Source organism: Haloarcula amylolytica, assembly GCF_049705545.1.
Taxonomy (GTDB): Archaea; Halobacteriota; Halobacteria; order Halobacteriales; family Haloarculaceae; genus Haloarcula; species Haloarcula amylolytica_B.
On the sequence record NZ_JBNAMU010000001.1, the window covers coordinates 1024971 to 1041932 of the forward strand.

Annotated in this window: 15 protein-coding genes; 8 read left to right on the forward strand and 7 right to left on the reverse strand. The window is 66.6% G+C overall.

Going from position 1 to position 16962, the window contains the following annotated elements:
• Window positions 1-58 precede the first annotated feature (58 nt).
• A complete protein-coding gene (locus tag ACOZ4H_RS05475) occupies window positions 59-562 on the forward strand; it encodes an MGMT family protein (RefSeq protein ID WP_424328344.1) in 504 nt (167 codons plus the stop codon).
• On the opposite strand, the gene ACOZ4H_RS05480 is transcribed toward ACOZ4H_RS05475, so the two are convergent.
• The gene (locus ACOZ4H_RS05480) at window positions 559-1380 is read right to left on the reverse strand and encodes a lysostaphin resistance A-like protein (RefSeq protein ID WP_424328345.1); all 822 of its coding nucleotides are present in this window, start codon (window positions 1378-1380) and stop codon (window positions 559-561) included. The genes ACOZ4H_RS05475 and ACOZ4H_RS05480 overlap by 4 nt on opposite strands.
• Complete coding sequence (gene lonB, locus ACOZ4H_RS05485; RefSeq protein ID WP_424328346.1) at window positions 1381-3510, reverse strand: ATP-dependent protease LonB; 2130 nt, start codon at window positions 3508-3510, stop codon at window positions 1381-1383.
• A gap of 170 nt (window positions 3511-3680) precedes the next feature.
• Here lonB and ACOZ4H_RS05490 point away from each other — a divergent pair, with 170 nt between their 5' ends.
• From ACOZ4H_RS05490 to ACOZ4H_RS05505, 4 genes are all read left to right on the forward strand, one after another.
• Window positions 3681-4247, forward strand: a complete 567-nt coding sequence (locus ACOZ4H_RS05490; protein WP_424328347.1) for a nicotinamide-nucleotide adenylyltransferase — start codon at window positions 3681-3683, stop codon at window positions 4245-4247.
• On the forward strand, window positions 4247-5023 hold the full coding sequence (locus tag ACOZ4H_RS05495; RefSeq protein ID WP_424328348.1) for an SAM hydrolase/SAM-dependent halogenase family protein: 777 nt from the start codon (window positions 4247-4249) through the stop codon (window positions 5021-5023). The genes ACOZ4H_RS05490 and ACOZ4H_RS05495 overlap by 1 nt, the downstream gene beginning before the upstream one ends.
• A 79-nt stretch (window positions 5024-5102) precedes the next feature.
• Window positions 5103-7571, forward strand: a complete 2469-nt coding sequence (locus tag ACOZ4H_RS05500) for a DUF5059 domain-containing protein (protein WP_424328349.1) — start codon at window positions 5103-5105, stop codon at window positions 7569-7571.
• Between the two features lie 439 nt (window positions 7572-8010).
• Entirely contained in the window at window positions 8011-8844 is an 834-nt protein-coding gene (locus ACOZ4H_RS05505) for an endonuclease III domain-containing protein (protein ID WP_424328350.1), read from the forward strand.
• Between the two features lie 392 nt (window positions 8845-9236).
• Here the strand turns inward: ACOZ4H_RS05505 and ACOZ4H_RS05510 are convergent, their stop codons facing one another.
• Both ACOZ4H_RS05510 and ACOZ4H_RS05515 read right to left on the reverse strand, forming a co-directional pair.
• Window positions 9237-10268 (reverse strand): aldo/keto reductase, encoded by a 1032-nt coding sequence (locus tag ACOZ4H_RS05510; protein ID WP_424328351.1) that lies wholly within the window; start codon window positions 10266-10268, stop codon window positions 9237-9239.
• A 62-nt stretch (window positions 10269-10330) separates the two neighbouring features.
• Window positions 10331-10750 (reverse strand): disulfide bond formation protein B, encoded by a 420-nt coding sequence (locus ACOZ4H_RS05515; protein WP_424328352.1) that lies wholly within the window; start codon window positions 10748-10750, stop codon window positions 10331-10333.
• A gap of 117 nt (window positions 10751-10867) precedes the next feature.
• On the opposite strand from ACOZ4H_RS05515, the gene ACOZ4H_RS05520 reads away from it, so the two are divergent.
• Window positions 10868-11170 (forward strand): hypothetical protein, encoded by a 303-nt coding sequence (locus ACOZ4H_RS05520; protein WP_424328353.1) that lies wholly within the window; start codon window positions 10868-10870, stop codon window positions 11168-11170.
• 19 nt (window positions 11171-11189) lie between these two features.
• Here ACOZ4H_RS05520 and hpt read toward each other — a convergent pair whose 3' ends face one another.
• Window positions 11190-11738 (reverse strand): hypoxanthine/guanine phosphoribosyltransferase, encoded by a 549-nt coding sequence (gene hpt, locus ACOZ4H_RS05525; protein WP_014041107.1) that lies wholly within the window; start codon window positions 11736-11738, stop codon window positions 11190-11192.
• 117 nt (window positions 11739-11855) lie between these two features.
• Entirely contained in the window at window positions 11856-13379 is a 1524-nt protein-coding gene (locus tag ACOZ4H_RS05530) for a phytoene desaturase family protein (RefSeq protein WP_424328354.1), read from the reverse strand.
• A gap of 149 nt (window positions 13380-13528) precedes the next feature.
• Between ACOZ4H_RS05530 and ACOZ4H_RS05535 the strand changes: the two genes are divergently transcribed.
• Window positions 13529-14593: a Brp/Blh family beta-carotene 15,15'-dioxygenase gene (locus tag ACOZ4H_RS05535; protein WP_424328355.1), complete on the forward strand. Its 1065-nt coding sequence runs from the start codon at window positions 13529-13531 to the stop codon at window positions 14591-14593.
• A gap of 63 nt (window positions 14594-14656) precedes the next feature.
• Here ACOZ4H_RS05535 and ACOZ4H_RS05540 read toward each other — a convergent pair whose 3' ends face one another.
• Entirely contained in the window at window positions 14657-15628 is a 972-nt protein-coding gene (locus ACOZ4H_RS05540; protein WP_424328356.1) for an aldo/keto reductase, read from the reverse strand.
• A 143-nt stretch (window positions 15629-15771) separates the two neighbouring features.
• Here ACOZ4H_RS05540 and ACOZ4H_RS05545 point away from each other — a divergent pair, with 143 nt between their 5' ends.
• Window positions 15772-16962 (forward strand): GNAT family N-acetyltransferase, encoded by a 1191-nt coding sequence (locus ACOZ4H_RS05545; protein ID WP_424328357.1) that lies wholly within the window; start codon window positions 15772-15774, stop codon window positions 16960-16962.

Below are 16962 nucleotides of genomic sequence, written 5' to 3' on the forward strand. Positions count from 1 at the left end.
GCATTCTGGCTGTTCGAAATCGCTGCCCAGTCTGTGTATACAGTCAATCCAAGGCCGAATGTTGAAGGGGCGACCGGCCGACGACGCTAGCATGGAAGCACCGACCGGGGACGCAGGAATCTACGCCCGCGAGTCGTCGTATCTCGACCGGTACGTCCAGCTCGGCGAGGCCGGCGACCGGATCATTTCGCTGTCGTTCCCGTCCCAGCCAGAGGACGATGTCAGCGAGGACCACGCCCTGCTCGACCGCATCGACGAGTATCTCCAGGGGGTCGAGGACGACTTTACCGACGTTACCGTCGGCCTCACGGTCCCGACGGACCAGCGCACAGTGCTGGAAGCCGTCCGGGAGATTCCCTACGGCGAGGACGCCTCCGTCGCACAGGTCGCGCGGATGACGCCGGACCTGGACGATGACGACGAAGACGACCTGGCCCAGGTCCGGGAGTCGCTGGCGGCGAACCCCGTGCCGCTGTTGATTCCGGACCATCGAGTCCGTGATGGACCGAGCGCCGCGCCGCCGCCCGTCGAGCAGAAGCTCCGGGCTATCGAGGGCCTCTAGACCCAGATCCGGTCGACGCCCAGCCCCTCGTGGACGATCAGTTCGAGCGCGTTGACGAGGTAGTGGGCCACGACGACGGCGAGCAGGCTGTTTGTCGCGATGAACAGGCCGGCGAGCGCCAGTCCGAGCGTTCCGGTGACGACGATACCAGCCCGGCCCTGCGCGCCATGGCCCAGCGCAAAGGCGACCGAAGCGACGATAGCCATCGCCCACGCCGGTGCGCCCAGTCCCGCCACGGGGACGCCGATAGCCGCCGCTCGAAAGAGGAGTTCCTCGACGATGGCGATGACCGGCAGGACGCCGCACAGCAGGATGATCCAGCCGCCCACCGAGTCTGGGGCGAGCAACTCCCGCAGCGACTCGTCGAAGGCGACCCCGAAGCCGTCGGCAAGCGCGGCGGCGAGTTCGTTGCCCAGCCAGAAGCCGACTCCTGCGCCAGCGCCGATTACCAGTGCCGGCAGTCCCGTCGAGAGTGCGTCGACGGTAACACCGAACGCGCTGGCCGGGATTTCGAAGTAGAACGCACCGGCGACCAGCAACACGCCGAACAGCCCCTGCGTGAATGCGACGTTGGCAAGCAACGCCCCTGTCGAGACGTCACTCGGGGCCAGCGTGTCGCGCATTTGCTGTCGCTGGGCCGCTGCCCGTTGCGTCTCGAAGCGTGGGATGGTCGGGTCCCCGTCGGGTATCGAGACGCGATCGACTGTGGATGAGACGCCGCCGTCGGGCCGGACGGCTCCCTGTGAGAGCCGTGCGAGACCGAGAAGCGCGGTTAAAAGAAACCCCGTCAGGCCGACGAATGCGGCCCAGTCGGGCATTTATTGAGGACTCGGACTGCCGCCGCTCTGCCGGCCGACCTCGTGTTCGAGCGCCTTGCCCGTGATGGACTTGAGGCGGTCGACCAGCGAGTCCTTCTCCGCTTCGCCAGTCAGTGCGACCTCCAGGACTTCGGAGATGTGCGAGACGGGGATGATTTCGATCATGTCCTCGTACTCGTCTTCGATCATCACGTCCTGGGTGTTCGCCTCGGGGATGATGACCGTATCGAGGCCGGACTTGGCGGCCGCCTCGATCTTGTGCGTGACACCGCCGACCGGGAGCACGTCGCCCCGGACCGACAGTGAGCCGGTCATGGCGAGGTTCTGCTTGACGGGGACGTTCTCCAGCGCGGAGATGACTGCAGTGGCGACCGTGATAGACGCGGAGTCGCCGTCGACGCCGCCCTCACCGGCCTGGACGAACTGGATGTGGACGTCCTTCTCGGAGATGTCCTCGTCGGAGAACTTCTTGATAATCGCCGAGACGTTCTGGACGGCTTCCTCGGCCATCTCCTTGAGCTGCCCGGTGGCGATGACCTGGCCGGGGCCCTGTGACGGGCTGACCTCGGCCATCACGGGGAGGACGATACCGCTGTCCTCGCCCATGACGGCGAGCCCGTTGACGCGGCCGATGACGTCGCCCTGATTGACGGTGAGCTCGTAGTCCTTGCGGCGCTCGATGTAGTTGTCCGCGAGCTGTTGCTCGATGGACCGAGAGCGCCGTTTCGCCTGCAGGACATCTGCGCGCTCGGTGCGGTCACGGTCCTCGGCGCGGGCGATGTCGCCAGCGACGCGGACCAGTCCGCCGAGGTCGCGGAACTTCAGGCTGAGGTGGCCTTTGCGGCCGGCGCGACGCCGGGCCTCCAGGATGAGTTCCTGGACGGCCTCCTCGGTGAAGTGCGGGAGCCGACCGTCGTTTTCGACCTCTTGGGCGATGAACCGGGCGTACTTCCGGCGCATCTCGGGGTCGTCCTCGATAGTATCGTCCATGTACACCTCGTACCCGTACCCCTTGATACGGGAGCGCAGCGCGGGGTGCATGTTCTCCATGGCGTCGAGGTTCCCCGCGGCGATCATGATGAAGTCACAGGGGACGGGCTCGGTCTGGACCATCGCGCCCGAGGAGCGCTCGGACTGGCCCGTGATCGAGAACTCGCCCTCCTGGATGGCCGTCATCAGCTTCTGCTGGCTGCGGATGTCGAGCGTGTTGATCTCGTCGACGAACAGCACGCCCTTGTTGGCCTGGTGGATCGCGCCGGGCTCGACGCGGTCGTGGCTCGGCGTCTCCATCCCGCCGGACTGGAACGGGTCGTGGCGGACGTCGCCCAGCAGCGCGCCGGCGTGAGCGCCCGTGGCGTCCTCGAACGGCGCGGTCTTCTGGTTGGCGTTGTTGACCAGCAGGTTCGGAATCATCGCGTCGCTGCCACGCGACCCGTAGCGGAAGGCGAGGTAGATGACACCGGCCGCGAGGATCCCCAGCAGGACTTGCTGGACGAGGATCAGGGCGTAGCCGATGACGATGGCGATGATAATCCACATGAGGAACGTCCGCATCTGGTTGCGCTTGCGGGCCTCCTCCTTGTGGGCCTCGACGATCTGTTCCCCTTTGCCGCCGGGGACGGTGCGGACTTTCGGCTCGTTGCCGTCGTCGGGATTGTGATAGACGAGAACGTCCTGCAGTTCCTCCCGCGGAAGCAGTTGGGACATCGCTTTCGCCAGCATCGACTTCCCCGTCCCGGGGGAGCCGATCATCATCACGTGGCGGCGCTGTTTGGCCGCCTTCTTGATCACGTCACGGGCGTGGTCCTGCCCGATGACCTGGTCGACGAGTCGGTCTGGAACTTCGATGTCGGCGGTCGATTCGATTTCGAGACCGCCGAGGAGATCCTCCTCATCTCCTTCCAGCTCGGACTCGCCGTCAACTTGGACATCGCTTCCGAGTGTCGTTTCGGACGTTTCTCCCTCGCCGCCCCATCGCTCCTCGGACGGGTCGGATGGCTCGTCAGCCGAGGGTTCAGAGGCAGGGTCGTCGGGGTCTTGCTGGGCCCCGCCGTTCGACGCCTCCTCCCCGGCGTCGCTTGCCTCCCGGTCAGGGTCGGGAGTCGCGTCGGTGTCGGTGTTGTCGCTCATACAAACGTTGCTAACATACTCACGGAAGGCCTGTCGACTGATATACTTTCTCCCCGTGTCGGTTGTTGCAACACCCCAGAAACCGCAGGACTGCGTCCGAATTGGGTGGGGTCGTATTCTGGCAGTACCGCGTCGTCGGGTTTATCAAACCACCACACCCACTGGGGAATATGCGTGGGTTCTACATCGGTCGCTTCCAGCCCTACCACAACGGCCATCACTCGATGGTCGAGCGGATCTCGGAGGAGGTCGACGAGCTCGTTCTGGGCATCGGAAGCGCCGACGATTCACACACCACACACGACCCCTTTACCGCCGGTGAGCGGATCATGATGATCACGAAGGCCGTCGCGGAGTACGACCTGACGACCTACGTCGTGCCCCTCGAAGACATCAACCGCAACGCCGTCTGGGTGAGCCACGTCGAAAGCATGTGTCCAGACTTCGACGTGGCGTACTCGAACAACCCGCTGGTCGTCCGGTTGTTCGAGGAGGCCGGCATCGAGGTCCGCCAGTCGCCGATGTTCGACCGCGACCGGCTGGAGGGAAGTGAGATCCGCCAGCGGATGATCGACGACGAGTCCTGGCGCGACCGGGTCCCGCCGTCCGTCGTGCAGGTCATCGAGGAGATCCACGGCATCAAGCGGCTCCAGCACGTTTCGGACAGCGACTCGCTCGAAAGGTACACCGCAAGCGACGAGTCGGTCACCGAATCGCTCGACGACTTAGACGACTGATGATTACGCTGAGTTCCGATTTCGGTTCGCCGTACCCCGCAGCGATGAAAGGCGTCATCTGTCAGGCGACGGACGCGCGTATCGAGGATATCGCCCACGACTTTCCACGGCAAGATGTCAGGGCGGCGGCGTTCTGGCTCACGCAGACGCTCCCGTACTTCCCGCCGGCAGTCCACTGTGTCGTCGTCGACCCGGGCGTCGGGACCGACAGAGACGCCCTCGTAGTTCGCGCAGGCGAGCACGCGCTCGTAGGCCCGGACAACGGCGTCCTCCTGCCGGTCGCCCGCGAACTGGCCGACGACGAGACCGACGGGGCGGACGCGTTCGACGTGTTCACCTGGGCCTACGACGACCCCGCAAGCACGACCTTCCACGGGCGGGACGTGTTCGCGCCCGCCGCAGCGGCCGTCCACGACACCGGCGTCGATACCATCGAAATGCGGCCCGAAATCGAGCCGACCGACGAATACGTCGACCGCCGGTTTCCGGAGGCCGCAGTCGAGGGTGACGGAGCGACCGGCGAGGTGCTCGTCGTCGATGACTTCGGGAACGCCGTGACGAACATTCCCGGTGAGGTACTCGCGGATCGGTTCGGCGGGGCGGTCGCGGTCGACGGCGTCGAGGCCCCAGTCCGCCGAGCTTACGCCGCCGTCGACCAGGGCCAGCGACTCGTCACCGTCGGCAGCCACGGGAACGTCGAACTCGCGGTCAACCGCGGCCGCGGCGACGAAGCGTTCGGTGTCAGTACCGGCGACACAGTTTCCGTATCACTGTGACGACGTGTAACCACGCAACGGTTTAGGCTCGCCGAAAAATCGGTGCTGTTAAGTCTTTTAGGCTTGCCTAATCGACTGCATGCCACAGAGACGCGACTTGCTGAAGACGGTGGGGATAGCTGCGACGGGACTGCTTGCTGGATGTCCAAGCCAGGGGTCGTCCGAACCGAACACGGCGTCAGCGGACACCGAAGCGGCGACAGAACAGGGAACGGCTACAGAAACCGACGATGGGGGCGAAAGCGAGGTTTCGGTCGGGCCGATGACCGCTGTCGCGACCGAGTGGAACGTCTACCGGGCGCGGCTGTACGACGCCGTCGCGCTGGGCCGGGCTGGTGCGCCCGGTGCAGGGGCGACTGTCGCGCAGAACGTTTTCGCTCGCTTCGAAGGCGCGTCGGGTGAGTACGGGGCCCACGAACAGCTTGAATCTACGTCTGAGTCAGCGTACGAGGGGTTCGAGGACGCGCTTGGGACGGTCCAGTCGTCGCTGTCCGAGGGCGACGTGTCCGGAGCTGCCTCGGCCGCGGACGAGGCGTCGGGCCATCTCCAGACGGCTCAGCAGGCCGCTGCCGGACAGCAGGCAACCAGAGTGCTTGACCTGCTCGTGCTGGGTAGTCGGGCGAGCAATGCCGCCATGGTCGCGGCGCTGGGCGCTTTCGAAGCGGCCGCTACCATCGCGGCGGAGACGATGACCGCGTTCGAAGACGCGCTGGTTTACAGCCAGATCGAGGAGGCGGATGCGGAGTCCTACGAAGCCTTCGAGAACGCACTGGCCGGAATCGGTTCCGCCGCGGGCAATGAAGACGCAAGCGGCGTCACTGAACAGGCCCGCGCCGCGCTCGATGCGACCGTTACGGGCGCGTACGCGCTGGTCCAACCGGAGTCGGTCGCCGGCGCGGGCCACCTCTCGACGATGCAGGCCCGCGGCTGGGACGCCGCCGCGCTCGCGTCCGCCGGCGGTCCCGGGCAGGCGTACGCGCATACGGTCACGCTGAACAGCTACCGTGCCCGCGTCGCTGATTCGGACTGGCTCGCCGCCAACGACGCGGCCGATGCAGCGTCGACGGCCGTCGAGAACGTGTTCGCTCACTTCGAGGGAGCGAACGCGCACGACGCGCTGGAGGAGGCCGACGGCGAGGCCTACGAAGCCTTCGAGGGCGGGCTGGAGGACCTTTCCAGCGCCATCGAGAACGGTAGCGGAGACGGCATCGACAGTGCCATCGAAACGGTCGACACGAACCTCGTGACCGGTATCGAAGCGCTGGTCGGCGGCGAGGACGCCCGGGCGGCGCTGGAGTCAGCCTTCTTCCGTGCGCGCATCGCGGACGCCCGCGAACTGTATCGCCTCGGCGACGCCGACAGCGCCGCGACTATCGTCTCGGACGTGTTCACCCGCTTCGAGGAGAACGAACTCGGCTTCCACGAGACGATGGAACACGAGAGCGAGGACCTCTACCACCGCTTCGAGGAGGAACACCTCACGTCGCTCCAGTCGGCCTACGAGAACGACGACAGCGAGGCCGTGGCGACCCATCACGACGGGGTCCAGCAGGCCCTGCTTGACTTCGAAGCGGCTCTGTCGACGGCCGTCGCCAGCGGGGCGGAGGCCGACTACATGATCGGTCGGGCCTTCGACGCGGCCGGGCTCGCGGCGCTGTCCGAGACTGATCGCGCGGCGACGGTCATTCAGGACACCTTCGCCCACTTCGAGAGCGGCGCGGCGGGCTTCCACGAGGCACTGGAAGAAGCCGACGAGGAAACCTACGAGAGCTTCGAATCGACACTGACGGACGTTCGCTCCGCTGCTGAGGACGGCGGGGACGTCACCGCTGCGGCGACGGCGTTCAACGACGAGGCCATCGCGGCGGCGTACGCCATCGCCGGGAGCGCCGGTGGCAACGGTGAGGCCGCGACGGCCATCGTGCAGGACGTCTTCGCGACGTTCGAGGAAGCACGGGTTCACGAGATGCTGGAGGAAGCGGACCACGACGCCTACGAGAACTTCGAGGCTGCGTTGAGCGACTATTCGAAGGGGCTGACGAACGGCGACGGCAACCCGACACGGATGGCGGATGCCACACGAACCGGGCAGTTCGCTGTCGTCGGCGCTGTCGATAGCGCCCCGAGCGGGTCCGGCGGCCACGGCGGCGAGGAGTCAGAGGAAACCGAATCGTCGCTGTCCGGCGGCCCGAACGTCGTTGAGGGCGTTCCCGAGGACGCCGACCACGTCGTCGACATGGAAGCAGTGGCGTATGCGCCAGAAGAACTCACTGTCAGCGTCGGCGATAAAGTCGCCTGGGAACACGTCGGCGGCGAACCGCACTCGGTCACCGCTGTCGAGGACGACCTCCCAGAAGACGCGACCTACTGGGCCTCTGGTGGGTTCGAGAGCGAATCGGCCGCACGCGAGGGATGGGAGAGCGGAGAGGGAGCAGTTCAGTCCGGCCAGAGCTACGTTCACACGTTCGAAACGGCCGGCGAACACGGCTACGTCTGTATTCCGCACGAAGCCGCGGGGATGGTTGGCACCGTCATCGTCGAGGAGTAACCCACCCAGACTTTTGGCCCGCCTAGAAACCGATGGCTTTTTGTGTTTTAGGGTGGCCTAAACAATTGTATGCCGGGCGACCAGGCCACATCGAGGCGGGACATCTGTCGCCGTAGCGAGTCGGGTGCTGCCGTCCCTGTCGTCCGCGCAACCGCCGCCCTACAGGGGGTGAGAGCCAGGACGTGAGCGTGTTCTGACCTGTCAGCTTCGACCATATTCAGCGGCGACGACCACCGTGGGCATAGCCCGTCGCCGCGCGCCACGAGTTTTATCGTGTCTGTCCCGTGGGCGTCTCGCCCCAAGGACGCCCCATTTCAGGTCCTTTGCCGTGGACCACACTGGAACACCGATTCTTGTTAGCCACCGGTGTCTGGCGAATCGACACTGCCACCGGTATTTCGGGGCAGGCGTTTTGGGTCCACCAGCCTTGGCATCGACCATGAGCGACGAGGAACCAGCGGAGAACATCAGCGGTGGGGCTGCCGGCGGCGGCCAGTCGACAACGTTCGACCCGGAAACGGCGGGGACGCGGGCCGAAGCCACCGTGGATCACCTCGGCGAAATGTACTGGACGAAGACCTACGGCGGCCGGGACGCCTTCGAGTGCCTCGTCCGGACTATCCTCAGTCAGAACACCTCGGACAAGGCGAGCCAGCCCGCTCACGACGAACTGATGGCGCGGTACGGGAGCGACGGCGGGGCCGCAAGCGGTGGCGGCACCGATGCTGACCTCGCCCGTGCGCTGGCCGACGCCGACCAACCCGAACTCGCCGAGACCATTTCCTCGGCCGGGCTCTACAACCAGAAATCCGAGCGCATCATCGCCCTCGCTCAGCGTATCTGTGAGGAGTACGGTGGCGAAGCGGGCTTCGACGAGTTCGTCCGAGACGGCGATCCCGACGCAGTGCGGTCGACGCTGCTCGACATGAACGGTGTCGGCCCGAAGACCGCCGACTGCGTCCTGCTGTTCGCGGGCGGCCGCGGTGGCGTGTTTCCGGTGGACACGCACGTCCACCGCATCGCCCGTCGGATGGGGCTGGCCCCGGCCGACGCCGATCACGAGACCGTCCGCGAGTATCTGGAGCGCGACGTGCCGGCGGAGAAATGCGGGTTCGGGCATACCGCGATGATTCAGTTCGGCCGCGAGTACTGTAGCGCCCGGAAGCCGGCCTGTCTGGACGACCCCGACGCGTGCCCGCTGGCGGGCCACTGCGACCAGGTCGGCGTGTATCCGGCGACCGGTGAGGTCGTCGACCCCGCCGAAGCGGATTGACGGAATCGATACCGCGCTTTCAGTAGCGGTCTGGGTGACTGCGACCCCAAAGAACCAGAAAGCCCCGAGGCGCTGGGCTACTGCGACTCGCTGTGTCCTTCGCTCACTCTGTTCGCTCCAGTGCTTGCCTCGTCTCGAACGTCCAGCGCCTCGCCCCTTTCAGTCCCACCTGCAGTCGGTTGGTCAAACTGGGCTGGGTTGGACTGGAAGGGACCGCGCTATCGGGGAACCCCGGCGCAGTAAGCACGCGAAGCACGCGCAGCAAGCCGCGGGTCACGAGGGACCCCGGTCGTCTTGGCGAGCGGCGGAGCCGCGAGCCAAAGCCAGGGGGCTTTCTAGCTGTTAGAAGCGGCGCTGGGGCGTATTCCGGCCGAGAATACACAACCTGGCAGTCATTCCCGGTGGCCCCAGCGCTCGCCGTCCTCGGCGTACCGCGCACTCACGATCCGGTTGAACTGGTCGTCGGACAGCGAGATGTCCGCCGCGCCGACGTTCTCGTCGAGCTGGTCGACGGTGCGGGCCCCGACGATGGGAACGCAGGTGATGTCCGGCTGTTCGATGAGCCAGCGGAGCGCGACCTGCGCGGGCGTGGCGTCGAGTTCGTCCGCGACGGCGCGGAGTTCGTCAAGGACGTGCCAGCCGCGCTCCGAGAGGTAGAAGTCCTCGAAGCGGTCGGACAGCGAGCCGCGGGCGCCTTCCGGCCCTTCGAAGGCCGTCGGGTCGTCGTCGTCCGTGCGCTCGTACTTGCCCGTGAGGAAGCCACCGGCCAGCGGCGAGTACGGACAGACGGCCATGTCCTGGTCGGCACACACGTCGAGGTAGTCCTTCACGTCGTCGCGGTACCCGGCGTGGAACAGCGGCTGTGTCACCTCGAAGCGCTCGTAGTCCTCTACGTCGCTCTTCCAGAGCGCTTTGGTCAGCTGCCAGGCGGCCATCGTCGACGCGCCGAGGTGGTGGATCTTGCCCGCGCGGACGAGGTCGTCGAGCGTCGACAGCGTCTCCTCGATGTCGCTGTGCTCGTCCCAGCGGTGGATGTAGTAGAGGTCGAGGTAGTCCGTGTCGAGGCGGTCTAGCGTCCCCTCAATTTGGGCGCGGATGTGCTTGCGGCCCAGGCCCGAATCGTTCGGCCCGGGCTCGCCGCGGCCGTCGAAGGGGAAGTACACCTTCGAGGCGATGACGAAGTCCTCGCGGTCGTAGTCGTCGAGCCACTCGCCGATGTACGCCTCGCTGGTTCCGTTGGGGTTGCCGTAGACGTTGGCGGTGTCGATGAAGTTGATGCCCCGCTCCCACGCCGCGTCGAGCAGGTCGTGGGCCTCATCGCGGTCGGTCTCGACGACGCCGCCGGTCTCTCGGCCGAACCGCCACGTGCCGAAACACAGCTGAGAGACCGTCGTCCCGGTCGAACCGAGTCGTGTGTACTCCATACCGGGGCCACGTCGGGCGATCCGAAAAAGGGGCGCGGTCCCGGCGAAGGCTGACCGGTACTCTACGACCGCTTCACGGACGCCGCGACGACCAGCCCGGTCACCAGGAGAAACGCCGTCAGCGAGAGGTTCGGCACGGTCAGGCCGAACACCCGGTACTGTATCTGGGCACAGCTAACCGCCCCGAGACCGCAGGTGGTCTGGCTCACCTGCAGCCAGGAGTGGTAGGCCGCGATGGCGACACCCGGCACCGCCAGCGGCAGCGCCGTCCGAACGACGCCGGGGCGGTTCTCGACGGCTGCGACGCCGAGGACGACCACCAGCGGATACATCAGGATTCGCTGGTACCAGCAGAGCCGACAGGGAGTCAGCCCGAGGCCCAGCGAGAGATAGAGGCTGCCGGCCGTCGCAACGGCGGCGACGGCTGTCGCGGCAGCCAACAGGAGCCGAGACTTGTCAGAGACGAATCGGGAGTCGACCACAGCAAAGCCGGCGGCGGCCGGTGAAAAAAGCGTTCCGAGAACCGACCCGTCTCACGGCTGCCCCCGCGCTGACTCGTCAGCATTCGCTTTTTCAGTCTCCCCGCCGACAGCCAGCGTATGCCCGACGATTCGGACCCCGAGGCGAACCTCGAACAGTGGAAGTCCGCGATGCAGGAAGAGCACGCCGAGGCCATCGCGAACCCGGACCCCGACGAGTCCCACCAGATCGAGGGCGTGGCACAGGTCACGTATCGCGTGACCTTCGACTACGACGCCGCGGACGACGCGCTCGAACGGGCCAGCGCCGAGGAGGTCGACGACCTGACCGACCCCGAACTGCTCTCCTGTGCGTGTGGCGTTCGGGGGATGACGGCCGAGGAAGCCCGAGAGCACATGGCCGCCGCTGTCGAGCAGGCGTAAACAGGGACAGCAGTCCTTCTCAGTCGTGGATGGTGACGCCGTTCTGATCGACCGAGATATCGAGCAGGCTGGTCACTTCGTAGTCGGTGTCGTCAAGCGCTGACTCGCCCTGTTTCCGGAAGACGACGACGATGTCCGAGATATCCGCCCCGATATCGTCGAGCGCCTCGCAGATGGAGGCCATCGTGCCGCCGGTCGAGAGCAGGTCGTCGACGATGAGCAGGTCGTCGCCCGCCTCGATGTCGTTGATGAACATCTCCGACTCGGAGTAGCCGGTGGTCTTGTGCAGCGGGACCTCGTCGTCGAGGCCGTAGGAACGCTTGCGGATGACCACGAGCGGAATGTCCGTCTGGAGCGAGAGCGCGGTCGCGATGTGGATACCCATCGCCTCCGGCGCGACGATCTTGTCCACGTCGAGGTCGGCCGCCCGCGTCACGCCGACGACGACCTCGCGGAGGAGTTCCGGCTCCAGCATCGGGACGCCGTTGCTGAGCGGGTGGACCAGGTAGGAGTATCCGTCCTTGTCGATGATCGGGGCCTCGTGCAGCGACTCGCGGAGCTTCTCCATGCCCTCGTTACCTGAAGGGGGACAATAAACCGTTCGAGGCTGGGTTGCGGTCCGTGGGTCGCGGCGTCATGCCGCGACGCAGACGGATCCCGAGAACTGCCTATCGGGAGGTCGGCGTCAGTCCGCCGTCGAGACCGAGCGGTCCGGTTCCGTCTCGAACGGGCTGTCCTCGATGATATCGCGGGCGGTGTGTTCGCCGCTGATGAGACACATCGGCATCCCGATACCGGGCGTCGTGTAGGCCCCGGTGTAGTAGAGCCCCTCGAGGCCGGCGCGGTGGCCGGGGCGGAGCGGCCCGGTCTGGAACAGCGTGTGGGCCAGTCCGAGGGCCGTTCCCTGCGGGTCGCCGAAGCGCTCGGCGAACTCGCTCACGCAGGCCGACTCCTCGACGACGATGCGGTCACGGAGGTCCACGCCGGTCTGTTCCGCGAGGTCGTCCAGCACGAACTCCCGGTACTCCTGTCGAATCTTGGGGCCGTCGTCGAGCCCCGGTGCGATGGGGACGAGGACGACGACGGCGTGGTGGCCGTCGGGGGCGACCGTCTCGTCTGTCTTCGACGTAACCGAGAGGTAGTAGGCGGGGTCGTCGGGCCACGCCGGACGGTCGAATATCTGCTCGAAGTGGCCGTCCCAGTCCGTCGGCAGCACCAGCGAGTGGTGGGCCAGTGGACCCACGTCGCCCTCGACGCCGAGATACAGCATGAACGCCGACGGCGCGTAGGTCTGGTCGTCCCAGTAGCCCGGGTCGTGGTCGCGCGCGTCGGGGTCGAGGAGACTCTGCTCGGTGTAGGCGGGGTTGGCGTTGCTGACCACGATGTCCGAGGTGCGGACGCCGTCCTCGGTAGTCAGTTCGAACGCCCCCGCCTCGCCGGCGATGTGCTGGACCTCGGTCCCGGTCTGGATGTCGACGCCGAGTTCCCGGGCCAGCGACCCGAGGCCGTCGACGACGCCGGCGATACCGCCCTCCGGGTAGAACACGTTCATGTTCAGGTCGACGTGGCTCATGATGCTGTACAGCGCCGGGGTGTTGTGTGGCGCGCCGCCGAGAAACACCAGCGTGTATTCGAGCAGCTGCCGGAGCTTCGGGTGGTCGATGTAGCGGCCCACGTAGTCGTCCATCGAGCCGAACAGCCGCGCCCGCGGCGCGAGCGGGAGGAGGTCGGTGTCGACGTAGTCCCGTAACCGCTCGCGGCCCTCGTAGACGACCCGGTCCATCGCGAGGTCGTAGTTCCGCTCGGCCGTGTCGAGATAGTCGGCCAGTGCGTCGCCGGCCCCGTCCTCGTAGGACTCGAACACCTCGCGGGCGTTCTCGCGGTTCGGCCGCATCGTCACGCGGTCGCCGTCCTTCCAGAACACCCGGTACTGGGGGTCCAGTCGCTCCAGTTCGTAGTAGTCCGCGGGCTCGCGGTCGAAATGGCCGAAGAAGCGCTCGAACACGTCGGGCATCAGATACCACGACGGACCGGTGTCGAACCGGAAGCCGTCGCGTTCGAGGACGCCCGCGTGGCCGCCGAGGCGGTCGTGGCGTTCGAGCAGTCGCACGTCGGCCCCGGCGTCGGCCAGGTAGCACGCGGCCGAGAGGCCGCCGAAGCCGCCGCCGACGACGGTGACCGTCAGGTCGCGAGGGAGGCCATCACGCATATCCACCGCTAGCGACTACGCTTGAAAAAGGGTTCCTCGGATTCCCAGGACCTCACAACGGATATCTCTCCAGTCAATCCATCGGTCTGTTCCCAGTTCGCTGGAATCCCTTGTATCGTTTATTGTAAGCATTTCCCTAGGCCCACGACATGCCCACGACCGGCCTGGGGTCCGTCTGGCAGCGGCATCGGGACACCGACCGTCACCCGTCGCTCTGGCTCTCGCGGGCGAGCCTGCTGGTACTCGCCGTCACCTTCGGTCTCCTCGGAACCATCGGCGTCAGGGTCCCGCTCCGGGCCCAGATGGTGGTGTACCTCGTCGGGATGGTCGCGCTCAATCTCCCCCACGGCGGGTACGAACACTTCGAGAACCTTCGCCGCCGTCGCCCCTCCTTTCGCTGGCGATATGTCGCGGTGTACCTGGCGGCTATCAGCGGATTCGTCGGCCTGTTCCTCGTGGCTCCAGTCGCCGGCCTCGCGCTGGCGCTGACCGTCGCGATGGCGAAAGGCGGGCTCGGCGGCCTGCAGGTGCTGGAAGCCACGAGCGGCACCGAGCACCTCCGGACACGGTTCCAGCGCGGGCTCGCAGCGGCCGTCCGCGGCGGCGCGGTGATGCTCGTCCCCATCGTGTTCTGGCCGGAGACGTTCCACGCGTTCAGTTCGCTGATGGTCGGGCTCGTCGAACCCGGGGCGCTCTCGCCGTACGCAGGCTCGTTCGACACGACCCGAATCGTCATCGGATCGGGCTACGGCCTCGCCCTGACGACGCACGTCCTGCTGGGCTACGTGCGTGGCGGCGGCCGCTCCTGGCTCGTCGACGCGGGGGAGTCGCTGCTGCTGGCGACGTACTTCGCGTTCGTTCCGGTCCTCGTCGCCGTCGGCCTGTACTTCCCGTTCTGGTACTCCGCCAGACAGGTGGCGCGGACGGCGGCCGTCGAGAGCGAACCGGTCGGCGACGAGCGCTGGGACCTGCTCGGCGGCGCGGACCCCTCGACTGTCGCACTCCGGGCCTGGGTCGTCCTCGTCGTCGGAGCGCTGGCCACCTTCGGCGTCCTCGTCGCCGTCTACTGGGCGTTCCCGAACCCGCTGGGAACGAGTGACCTGCTCCCCGGCGCAGTGGCGTTCTGGAGCGTGTTCATCAGTATCGTCGCGCTCCCGCACATCGTCGTCGGGTCGCTCCTCGACCAAGACCGGGGCATCTGGTACGTGCCGTGAGCGGACACCGCTGTACTACCACGACGGTGGACACCGCTGTACTGCCGCACCGGGGGCGTCCGCTCACTCGTGGCCCGAAACCGGGACCGGCTCGTAGGGTTCTTCCAGGTATTCGATGTCCGATTCGCTAAGGTCTATCTCCAGCGCCTCGACGGCCGCTTCGAGGTGCTCGACGCTGGAGGTGCCCAGAATCGGCGTCGTCACCCACTCCTTGTGGAACTGCCAGGCGAGGGCGAGCTGGGCCATCGACACGCCCTTTTCAGCGGCGAGTTCCTGCACGCGCTCGTTGATTTCTCTGCCGCCACCCGCCGCGTACGGGCGACCGATTTCAGCCTCGTGCTCCCCGCGGGTCGTCGCGTCGAACTCCTCGTGGGGCCGGGTGAGAAAGCCCGCGCCGAGCGGGCTCCACGGCATCACCGCGATGTCTTCCCTGTCACAGAGCGGGAGCATCTCGCGTTCCTCCTCCCGATACACGAGGTTGTAGAGGTTCTGCATCGAGACGAAGCGGTCGAGATTGCGGCGGTCCGACGTGTGCAGTGCCTCGGCGAACTGATAGGCCCACATCGACGACACCCCGAGATGGCGGACCCGGCCGCGCCGCACCGCGTCGTCGAGCGCCCGGAGCGTTTGCTCGATTGGGGTGTCGTAGTCCCAGCGATGGATCTGGTAGAGGTCGACGGTGTCCATCCCGAGCCGGGAAAGCGAGTTCGACAGCTCCTGCTCGATGGCCTTCCGCGAGAGCCCCCCGGAGTTGGGGTCGTCCTCGCGCATCTGTCCGTACCCCTTCGTCGCGATGACGAACTCGTCGCGGTCGTACTCCGAGATCACTTCGCCGAGGATTTCCTCCGATTCGCCGTCGGAGTAGACGTTGGCCGTGTCGAAGAAGTTGATTCCCAGGTCGATCGCGCGCTCGATGACTTCGCGGCTCTCCGCGCGGTTGAGCGTCCACTCGTCGCCTTTGGTTCCGAAGCTCATGCAACCCAGACAGATGTCCGAGACGGTGATGCCGGTCGAACTGAACGTCGAGTACTCCATACTGCCCGGTCGACCACGATGATGTAAAGTCCTCTGTCGGCCCCGTGGTAGCCGGCAGGTCCGGAAGCTCTCGGTCAACGCAAGGTCACGCTGACGGCCCGCAGATGCCTAGGTTTCTGTAGCTGGCGACCACCTGCAACGGTATGTCCGAGTTCCGCCCTGTCCCGGCGACCGACCGCGAAGCCTGCCAGCGGATTCTCCAGTACGCCTTCGCTTCCGAACGAGGCCCCGCAACCCCGGACCCGGACGGCGACTGGCCACCGTCGCTGTTCGACCAGCGCGGCCTCTACGACGGCGACAGCCTCCGGGCTGTCTGCAAGCTGTACTTCCTCGATACGACCGTTCGCGGTGCGGCGACGACGGTCGGCGGTCTCGGCGCAGTCGCGACGCCGCCCGAACACCGCGGGCAGGGGTACGCTGCCGACCTCTGTCGGCACGCACTGCGCGAGTACCGCGAGGCAGACGTCGGGTTCGTCACCCTCTGGCCGTTTTCGACGCCGTTCTACCGCCGCCTGGGCTGGGGAACGGCGAACACATACCGCCGCTTCGATCTGCCGCCGTCGGCGCTCCCGGACCACTCCATCGCCGGACAGCTGGTCCGCCTCGACGCCGACAACTGGGAGCGGCTCCGTCGGGTCGAGACCGCTGCAGCCGCCGGAACGGCGCTCTCGCTCCGCCGCTCGGAAGCGTGGTGGCGCGAGCGGACGCTCGCCGACTGGGACGACGACGGCCTCCCGTACTGCTACGGCTACGAACGCGACGGGGACCTCCGTGGGTACGTCGTGTACACTATCGCGGACGATGCCGACAACACGCTCTCGGTTTCGAACTTTGCGGCCGCCGACGAGGAGGCCCGCCGCGCCCTGCTGGCATTTCTCGGGAACCACGGCGCACAGATCGAGCGCATCACGCTCCAGTTACCGCTTGACGCTGCCCTGCTCCATCGCGTCGACGACCCCGCAGCCGTCGACTGTACCGTCGAGGCCGGGCCGATGGTTCGCCTCACCGACGTCGGCCACCTCGAACGCCTCGACTGGCCCGCCGAGAACCTGGACTGCACGCTCTCAGTCAGCGACCCGCTGCTCGACCGGAACGACGGTCTGTTCCGACTGTCAGTGAGCGGCGGCACCGCGACGGTCGATCCGCTTCCAGCCAGCGACTCGGCAGCCGACGCGACCGTCGACATCGCGACGCTCTCCCAGTTGGCCGTCGGGACCCACGGCGTCGACGCCGCCGACCGGCTGGCCGGGCTTGAGATACTCGACGAGTCGGTTCGCCAGCCGCTCGCGGACGTTTTTCGCTCCGAGCCCGTCTACCTGGACGAGTTCTTCTGA